At 73.4% G+C, this 7865-nt stretch carries 9 protein-coding genes; 8 read left to right on the forward strand and 1 reads right to left on the reverse strand.

What is annotated here, in order from left to right:
* Positions 1-205: 205 nt before the first annotated feature.
* Positions 206-877 carry a hypothetical protein gene (locus tag ACFV4N_RS36230; protein WP_499677182.1) on the reverse strand — a complete coding sequence of 224 codons (672 nt, stop codon included), beginning with the start codon at positions 875-877 and terminating at the stop codon, positions 206-208.
* A 116-nt stretch (positions 878-993) separates the two neighbouring features.
* Here ACFV4N_RS36230 and ACFV4N_RS36235 point away from each other — a divergent pair, with 116 nt between their 5' ends.
* The 8 genes from ACFV4N_RS36235 to ACFV4N_RS36270 all read left to right on the forward strand — a co-directional run bounded on the left by ACFV4N_RS36235 (position 994) and on the right by ACFV4N_RS36270 (position 7756).
* Positions 994-2769, forward strand: coding sequence for an acetyl/propionyl/methylcrotonyl-CoA carboxylase subunit alpha (locus tag ACFV4N_RS36235; protein ID WP_499677183.1), 1776 nt, complete (start codon positions 994-996; stop codon positions 2767-2769).
* Positions 2770-2779: 10 nt separating this feature from the next.
* A complete protein-coding gene (locus tag ACFV4N_RS36240) occupies positions 2780-3166 on the forward strand; it encodes a DUF1707 SHOCT-like domain-containing protein (RefSeq protein WP_499677184.1) in 387 nt (128 codons plus the stop codon).
* Positions 3163-4035, forward strand: coding sequence for an HAD family hydrolase (locus tag ACFV4N_RS36245; protein ID WP_499677185.1), 873 nt, complete (start codon positions 3163-3165; stop codon positions 4033-4035). Before ACFV4N_RS36240 ends, ACFV4N_RS36245 begins: the two co-directional genes overlap by 4 nt.
* A gap of 67 nt (positions 4036-4102) precedes the next feature.
* Entirely contained in the window at positions 4103-4543 is a 441-nt protein-coding gene (locus ACFV4N_RS36250) for a GNAT family N-acetyltransferase (protein WP_499677186.1), read from the forward strand.
* A gap of 6 nt (positions 4544-4549) precedes the next feature.
* Positions 4550-5137, forward strand: coding sequence for a DUF3558 domain-containing protein (locus ACFV4N_RS36255; RefSeq protein WP_499677187.1), 588 nt, complete (start codon positions 4550-4552; stop codon positions 5135-5137).
* A gap of 180 nt (positions 5138-5317) precedes the next feature.
* Positions 5318-5626 carry a transcriptional regulator gene (locus tag ACFV4N_RS36260; protein WP_344035916.1) on the forward strand — a complete coding sequence of 103 codons (309 nt, stop codon included), beginning with the start codon at positions 5318-5320 and terminating at the stop codon, positions 5624-5626.
* A gap of 28 nt (positions 5627-5654) precedes the next feature.
* A complete protein-coding gene (locus tag ACFV4N_RS36265) occupies positions 5655-6962 on the forward strand; it encodes a PPE domain-containing protein (RefSeq protein ID WP_499677188.1) in 1308 nt (435 codons plus the stop codon).
* Positions 6962-7756: an ESX secretion-associated protein EspG gene (locus tag ACFV4N_RS36270; protein ID WP_499677189.1), complete on the forward strand. Its 795-nt coding sequence runs from the start codon at positions 6962-6964 to the stop codon at positions 7754-7756. The genes ACFV4N_RS36265 and ACFV4N_RS36270 overlap by 1 nt, the downstream gene beginning before the upstream one ends.
* The last annotated feature ends 109 nt before the right edge of the window (positions 7757-7865 follow it).

The raw sequence follows: 7865 nt of genomic DNA on the forward strand, positions 1-7865 counted from the left end.
CGTTCCGAACGTACGACTCGCCGGTCCGGACCGGAGGACACGCGATACCGGACCGGAGGACACGCGCGAAACCCGGCGTGTCCTCCACTCGGACATCGCGAGTCGTACGTTCAGGACCGACGAGTCGTACGTTCAGGGCTCGCGAGTCGTACGTTCAAGACCGGTGAGTCGTACGTTCGGGGCTCGCTTGTTTCGCGTTCGGGGGTCACTCGCCGCAGTGGCCGAGGTCGGCGGCGTCCGGCACGACCGCCGGCCAGCCCGGCAGCTGCTCGGGCGCGTCGACCACGTCCGTGCAGCCCAGCTCCTCACCGCCGTCCACCAGCGAGAACACCTGCACGAACCGCCGCGCGCAGTCCTCGCCGGCCGGGCACTCGCGCTGCACCGCCACCACGTCGGCCACCGCGTCCCGGTTCACGTCGTGCAGCGACAGGTGCCCCCCGCTCGACACGTATGGCACCTGCGCCCGCGACCACGCCCCCGACCTGCGCACGAGCACCTCGCCGCGCACCTCGGACTCGACGTCGCCGCGCACCAGGCACACCCCGACCTCCGCGTCCGCGCACTGCAACGACCGCTCGGTGATCTCGGCCCCCGAAGCGGCGATGGTCAGCTCGAAGACGTTCGGCCCCGACGCGCCGGACGTCCGGATCCGCCCCACCTCCGAGCCGACGAGCAGCGCCACCGAATCGGAGCCGACCTGCTGCTCCACCACCGTGCGGCACGCCTCGGCGCCGCACCTCAGCTCGTCCAGGGGCGGTTCCACACCGGTCGCCGCGGGCGCCCCGGGACGGGTCGACCACGCGAAGGCGAGACCCGCGACCGTGGTGACCACGGCCAGGCAGGCGACCAGGAGCACGGCGGCGGGTGGGCGCGTCACGATCGCCGATTGTTTCACCGAAGCGTGAGCTGTCTCTCGGCCACCGCGTACTCGCGGGTCACTAAACTCCCCCTCCATTGCCGCTCCACATCCAGCGTTGTAGGAGGTAGGACGTCGTGTCGCTGCGCAAGGTCCTCGTCGCCAACCGCGGTGAGATCGCCGTCCGGGTCATCCGCGCCTGCCGGGACGCCGGTCTGGCCAGCGTCGCCGTGTACGCCGATCCGGACCGCGACGCCCCGTTCGTCCGGCTCGCCGACGAGGCGTTCGCCCTGGGCGGCAGCACGCCCGGCGAGAGCTACCTCTCGGTGGACAAGCTGCTGGACGTGGCCAAGCGGTCGGGCGCCGACTCGGTGCACCCCGGCTACGGCTTCCTGTCCGAGAACGCCGACTTCGCGCAGGCCGTGCTGGACGCGGGCCTGATCTGGATCGGGCCGACCCCGCAGGCCATCCGCGACCTCGGCGACAAGGTGACCGCCCGGCACATCGCCACGCGCGCGGGCGCGCCGCTGGTGCCCGGCACCAAGGACCCGGTGAGCGGCCCGGACGAGGTCGTGGCGTTCGCCCGGGAGCACGGCCTGCCGGTCGCGATCAAGGCGGCGTTCGGCGGCGGCGGTCGCGGCCTGAAGGTCGCCCGCACGCTGGAGGAGATCCCCGAGCTGTTCGACAGCGCGGTGCGCGAGGCCGTCACGGCGTTCGGCCGCGGCGAGTGCTTCGTCGAGCGCTACCTGGACCAGCCGCGCCACGTCGAGGCCCAGGTGCTGGCCGACCAGCACGGCAACGTGATCGTCGTCGGCACGCGCGACTGCTCGCTCCAGCGCCGCCACCAGAAGCTGGTCGAGGAGGCGCCCGCGCCGTTCCTCACCGACGAGCAGCGCGAGGAGATCCACACCTCCGCGCGGGCCATCTGCAAGGAGGCCGGCTACCACGGCGCGGGCACCGTCGAGTACCTGGTCGCCCTGGACGGCACGATCTCGTTCCTGGAGGTCAACACCCGCCTCCAGGTCGAGCACCCGGTCAGCGAGGAGACCGCGGGCATCGACCTGGTGCGCGAGCAGTTCCGGATCGCCGCGGGCGAGCCGCTGCGGTTCACCGAAGACCCGACCCCGCGCGGTCACTCCATCGAGTTCCGCATCAACGGCGAGGACGCGGGCCGCAACTTCCTGCCCGCCCCCGGCACCGTGACCACGTTCACCGCCCCGTCCGGCCCCGGTGTCCGCGTCGACGCGGGCGTGGATAGCGGCACGGTCATCGGCGGCCAGTTCGACTCCCTGCTGGCCAAGCTGATCGTCACCGGCGAGGACCGCGCGCAGGCCCTGGAGCGCGCCCGCCGCGCCCTGGACGAGATGGTCGTCGAGGGCATGGCCACCGTGCTGCCGTTCCACCGCGCGATCGTGCGCGACCCGGCGTTCGTCGGCTCCGAGGACGGCTTCACCGTGCACACCCGGTGGATCGAGACCGAGTTCGACAACACGATCGAGCCGTTCACCGGCGGCGCGGAGGTCGAGGAGGCCGAGGCGCGGCAGACCGTCGTGGTCGAGGTCGGCGGCCGGCGGCTGGAGGTCTCGCTGCCCGGTGACCTGGCGATCTCCGGCTCCGGCGGCGGTGGTGGCGCGAAGGCGGACGCCAAGGCCAAGCCGCGCAAGCGCGCCGGCGGCAAGTCGGGCGCGGCCGTGTCCGGCGACGCGGTGACCGCGCCCATGCAGGGCACGATCGTCAAGGTCGCGGTGGAGGACGGCAAGCAGGTCGAGGCGGGTGAGCTGCTGCTGGTGCTGGAGGCCATGAAGATGGAGAACCCGGTCATCGCGCACAAGGCCGGCGTGGTCACCGGCCTGGCCGCCGAACCGGGCGCGACGGTCACCCAGGGCACCGTCCTGTGCGAGATCAAGGAATAGGCTCGGCGATGTGAGCGAGCGGGACATCCGGATCGGCGACGCGGAACGCGAGCACGCCCTCGAACTGCTCGGCACGCACCTCGGGGAGGGGCGGCTGACGGTGGACGAGTTCGGCGAGCGCTCCGCCCGCGTCGCCACCGCGCGGACCCGCGGCGACCTGTGCGCCCTGTTCGCCGACCTGCCCGCGCCGCGGCCGGAGTTCACCAGGGTCGCCCCGCTGCCGTCGGTGGACCGGTCGGGCCGCGGTGCGCCGCTGGTCCCGAGGGTGGCGGGCGCGGTGGTGCCCGCGGCGGTGGCGCTGGCCGTGCTGCTGTTCGTCGTGTCCCGGTTCAACCCCCTCGTCTTCCTGATCATCCCGGCGGCGATGCTGCTGGCGGGCCGGATGGGGAACCGGTGACCGGGCCGTCGCTGCTGCTGCTCGACCTGGACGGCGTGCTGCGGCGGTTCGGCCCGGACGCGCCGATCGAGGACCGGTTCGGCCTGCCGCGCGGGACGCTGGCGCGGGTGTCGTTCGCCCTGTCCGGGCCCGCGGTCGTGGGCGAGGTCACCGACGAGCGGTGGCGCGGCGACGTGCGGGACCGGCTGGTCCACGACGGCGTCCCGGCCGACCGGGCCGACGGGGCGGTGGCCGCGTGGACGCGTGCCGGCGAGGTCGTCCCGGAGGCCCTGGAGCTGGTGCGGCGGGTGCGGAAGAGGTGCCGGGTGGCGCTGCTGTCCAACGCCACCGACCGGCTGCCGCGCGACCTGGCGGAGCTGGGCCTGGACCGCGAGGTGGACGCGGTGGTGACCTCGGCGCGGCTCGGCGTGGCCAAGCCGTCGCCCGAGGCGTTCCGGCGCGCCCTGCGGGTGCTCCAGCACTCGGCGTCGGGCACGCTGTTCTGCGACGACACCGCCGTGAACGCCGAGGCCGCCCGGACCGTCGGCATCGACGCGGTGCACACGCCGGACCCCGCCGCCCTGCACGCCGCCCTGTCCTCGCGCGGCCTGCTCGACGAGGGGCCCGCCGGTCCGGCCGGCGGCCACGGCGGCGCGCTGCTGGTGGTGCTGCACGACCGCGGTGACGCGGAGGAGGCGGCGCGGGAGCTGGCGGAGGCCGGGTGGTCGCCGTGCGCGGTGCACCGGGACCTGCTGGCCGGCGAGGACGACGCCGAGGACGCGGACTGGGTCGTCGAGCTGGTCTCCGGGCCCGACGACCAGCCCGCCGACGCGCACCGCGGGCTGCTCGAAGAGCTGGCCGCCCGTTACGACGGGTTCGTCACGGACTAGTCTGCGCGGCACCGCGAGGTCGGTGTCCCGGGACCTCGCCCGTCCGAGCGGAGCGAGGACAACCGCCATGGAGGCCGTGGAGATCAACGCGGGTGAGTTCTACCTGCGGCAGCTGCGCGCCGACGACCGCATCGACGACCGGGCGGCGCTGGTGGCAGGTGGCCTCTGCCCCGACCTGGAGGCGGCCGGCGCGCACGTCGCCGAGCGCGCGCGGCGGTGGCACGCCGACGAGAGCTGCTCGTGGGCGGTGTGCGACCAGCTCACCGGCGTCGCGGTCGGCGAGGTCGAGCTGACCTCGACCGGCGAGCTGACCTGCTGGATCACCCCCGACCTGCGCGACAGGGGCATCGCCACCCACGCGGTGGCCGCCGTGCTGCGGTTCGGGTTCGGGTTCCTCGACCTCCCCCGGATCACGGCCGAACCGCCGGACGACGCGGCGCGCCGCGTGGCGGTCAAGTGCGGGTTCGTCACACAGGGTCCACATCCGGTGTGGACACGGCTACGGTAGGTGCTCATGAGGGCCGCTCGCGTGATCATCGCCACGTTGTGCGCGTTGACGATCTGCGCTTGCACGCCCTTACCGGAGAACACCGCGGACGGTCACACCCAGGAGCACGACATCGCCTCGGCGACCACCGCGCCGTCCCTGCCGCCCAGGCCGCGGGAGATCAGGCTGGAGGGCCTGGACCCGTGCGCGGTGCTGACGGAGGAGCAGCGGCTGCGGCTGAGCCTGGACAACCCGCCGAGCGCCTACGTGGAAACGGGCTTCGGCAACGCGAAGGCGTGCACGATGCGCAGCACCATCAGCGGGAACGTGACGCGGCTGGCCCTCGTCACAGCTGAGGGGGTGGGGGTGTGGCTGGACGAGAACGCCCAGGTGGACGCCCGCCCGACGACGGTGGGCGGTTTTCCGGGACTGACGGTCCGCACACCGGGTATGGAGCAGGTGTGCAACGTCGAGGTCGACGTGGCGGAGGGGCAGTTCCTCGACGTCATGTTCCGCGACGGCGGCAATGAAACGAAAGCGACGCAGGACACGCTATGCCTGGGGGCGCAACGGGTGGCCGAGGCGGCGATCGCCGCTTTGCTGCAACGGCGCTGACCCGCGCGGGGGATGGTGCGCGCCACCCACTCCCCGTTGTCGGACCCTCTGGCTAGAGTGACCCTGCGCGACGGGAACGTGACGGGAATAGGGAAGACGGGGAGGTCGTCCATGCCGTCGGAAGACCACGGGCGTGGTGGCGACACTGGCGCACCACCGCCCGTGTCGCACACCTTGAACGTGGAACCCGGTGCGATCCCCGGGCTCCGCAACGCGTTCTCGGGCGCGCTCACGAAGCTGGACGAGCAGATCGAGCTGGCGATCACCGAGATCAGGGTGCGGCCCTGGGCCGGCGACCCGGTGAGCCAGGAGGCCGCCGAGCAGTTCAACGAGCGGTCGCTGGAGTCCGGCGACTCGGCGCTGGCCGCGCTGCAGAACTACCAGCAGCAGCTCAAGTCGGCCATGGACGCGTTGAACCTGGTCGAACGCCAGTACCAGTCCATCGAAGACGACAACACCGGGTTGATGGGACAGCAGGGCGGCCGCTGAGCACCCGGCGCAGGCAAGGGGAATCTTCATGCCCGATGGACACCGCTGGAGCGGGTACAGCCACGAGGAGCTGTACCGGCAGATCAACTCCGGTCCCGGACCGGGCGCCTCGCACACCTCCGTGGAGCGCTGGGTCGGCGTGTCGTCGGCGTTGACCGAGATCAACGCCGAGCTGCACGCGGGCATCCTGCGGTCCGGCGCGAGGTGGGAGGGCTCGGCGGCCGACCAGGCCCGCAGCGGCATCAACCCGCTGGCGGCGTGGGCGGACGAGGCGCGCACCGGCGCCGACATGATGCGCACGTCGGCCGAGCTCCAGGCCGACTACATCGCCAAGGCTCGGGCGGACATGCCCGCGCCCGTGCCGGTGACCGCGGAGAAGCCGAACCTGGTCGTCAGCGTGCTGACCTCGCTGGTGGGCGCGCAGACGGACTACGAGAAGCAGGAGCAGGCGCAGGACGCGGCCGAGCAGCGGGCCCGCGAGGTCATGGCGACCTACGCGTCGAGCACCTCCTCGAACACCAGCACGCTCGGCCAGTTCCACCAGCCGCCGCAGCTGGTGATCAACGCGCCGGACGCGGTGCGCAACGACGGCGCGGGCGTGCACGGGCACGGCTGGGCGTACGGCGGTCCGCGCGGCGGTCGCGGCGGGTACGGCGGCGGCCGGGGCCGGAACGGCGGTCGCGGGCGCGGCCTGACGCCGACGACCCGCCCCACCACGGCGCCGGGCGGCACCACGGGCACGTCCTCCTCGGTCGCGGGGTCGCAGCAGTCCAACGCCAACACCCGGCCCTCGTCGGCCCCCGTGGTCACGACGGGCCCGTCGACCGGTGGCGCGTACGGCCCGGGCGGCGTCGTGGGCGGCGCGGGCTCCGGCTCCAACCAGGACCGCCGCAAGCAGACGTCCGGCTCCGGCTCCGGCTCCGGCACCTCCTCCGACGTCACGGAGCAGCAGGGCAGCGCCGCCGCGCAGCAGTCGATCGGCGGCCCCGAGCACCGGGTGCCCGTCGGCACGACGTCGGTCAGCTCGGCCGACTTCGGCGCGTTCGCCACGGCCAACGCCCAGCACGCGGCGACGGCGAGCCCGGGTGGTTCGGCCGGCACGATGATGGGCGCGGGCCAGGCGGGCAACAACGACACCGTGCACAAGCGGTCCGTGGCCGCGGCTCCGGCGCCGGCGGCGTTCGACCCGTTCGGCGGGCTGGGCGCGGCGCGCGGCGCGGCGGAAGAGGAGGAGGACGCCACGCACGACGCGGCCGACTACCTCCGTGAAACCGACGACATCTACGGGATCGGCGGCTTCTCCCCGCCGGTCATCGGGGAGAGCACCACCCGCTGATGACGACCTTCGGCCTGGACCTGGGGCTCAACGACGTGCGCGAGCCGGTGACGATCTCGGCGCTCGAGTTCGACGTGCTGTGGGAGCACCTGCGGCTGGAGACCATGCCGCTGGTGCTCAAGGTGCCGTCACCGGGCAAGACCAACGCCGAGCGGGCGGAGCTGGAGCGCCGGGCGTGGGCGGCGCTCGAACAGCGCGGCCTGGGCCGCCCGGTGTCCCTGGACCCGATGCTGGAGGACCTGCTCCACCTGCTGAACCGCCCGCAGCAGGAGGTGGACGGCCGCCTGTGGCTGGGCCGCAGCGTCCGCGTCCTGGCCGCGGCCAAGGGCCACTCGGCGGTCCTGGCGGTCCTGGACGGCGACCGGTTGACCCTGCGCCCGGCGTCCAGCGAGGGCCTGCCCCGCGAGGCCCTCTCGGTCCTCCCCCAGCTCCCCGCCGGCCCGGGCCACTCGGTCACCCTGCCGAGCGCCGACCTGGACGCCGCCGCGGCCGCCTCCGCCACCCCGGACGACCTGGCCAAGGCCCTGGCCGCCCGCGGCATCCGCGCCGAGGACGCCCAAACCCTGGCGACCATGTTCCAAGACGCCTCGAACCGGGGCCAGTTCGGCGCGGCCCACCGCGACAAGTGGGGCAAGCGCGTCCGCCCGGACAACGTGGTCGCCTTCTTCGACACCCCGGCCGGCCGCTACATCCAACTCCGCCGAGCCACCCCGGGCCAACAACCGTGGTCCACCGTCTCCCCGGTGGACCACCGCCGCCTCCTACACCACCTAGAAACCCTAACCACCCCCTAACCCCGCGTGTCCTCGAGCGTTATTCAGAACTGTTGGTGTGGGTTGGCTGGTGGTGGTGGTCTGGGGTGACAGCGCAACAGCCCTGCCTGGATAGGGTCGGTTTCCTCTC

The organism is Actinosynnema sp. NPDC059797 (assembly GCF_042732085.1).
Lineage (GTDB): Bacteria > Actinomycetota > Actinomycetes > Mycobacteriales > Pseudonocardiaceae > Actinosynnema.

What these genes read in the sequence shown, in the direction of transcription:
- ACFV4N_RS36250 (WP_499677186.1), top strand. Translation starts at nt 4,103, where the DNA reads ATGGAGGCCGTGGAGATCAACGCGGGTGAGTTCTACCTGCGGCAGCTG.
- ACFV4N_RS36255 (WP_499677187.1), top strand. Translation starts at nt 4,550, where the DNA reads ATGAGGGCCGCTCGCGTGATCATCGCCACGTTGTGCGCGTTGACGATC.
- ACFV4N_RS36265 (WP_499677188.1), top strand. Translation starts at nt 5,655, where the DNA reads ATGCCCGATGGACACCGCTGGAGCGGGTACAGCCACGAGGAGCTGTAC.
- ACFV4N_RS36270 (WP_499677189.1), top strand. Translation starts at nt 6,962, where the DNA reads ATGACGACCTTCGGCCTGGACCTGGGGCTCAACGACGTGCGCGAGCCG.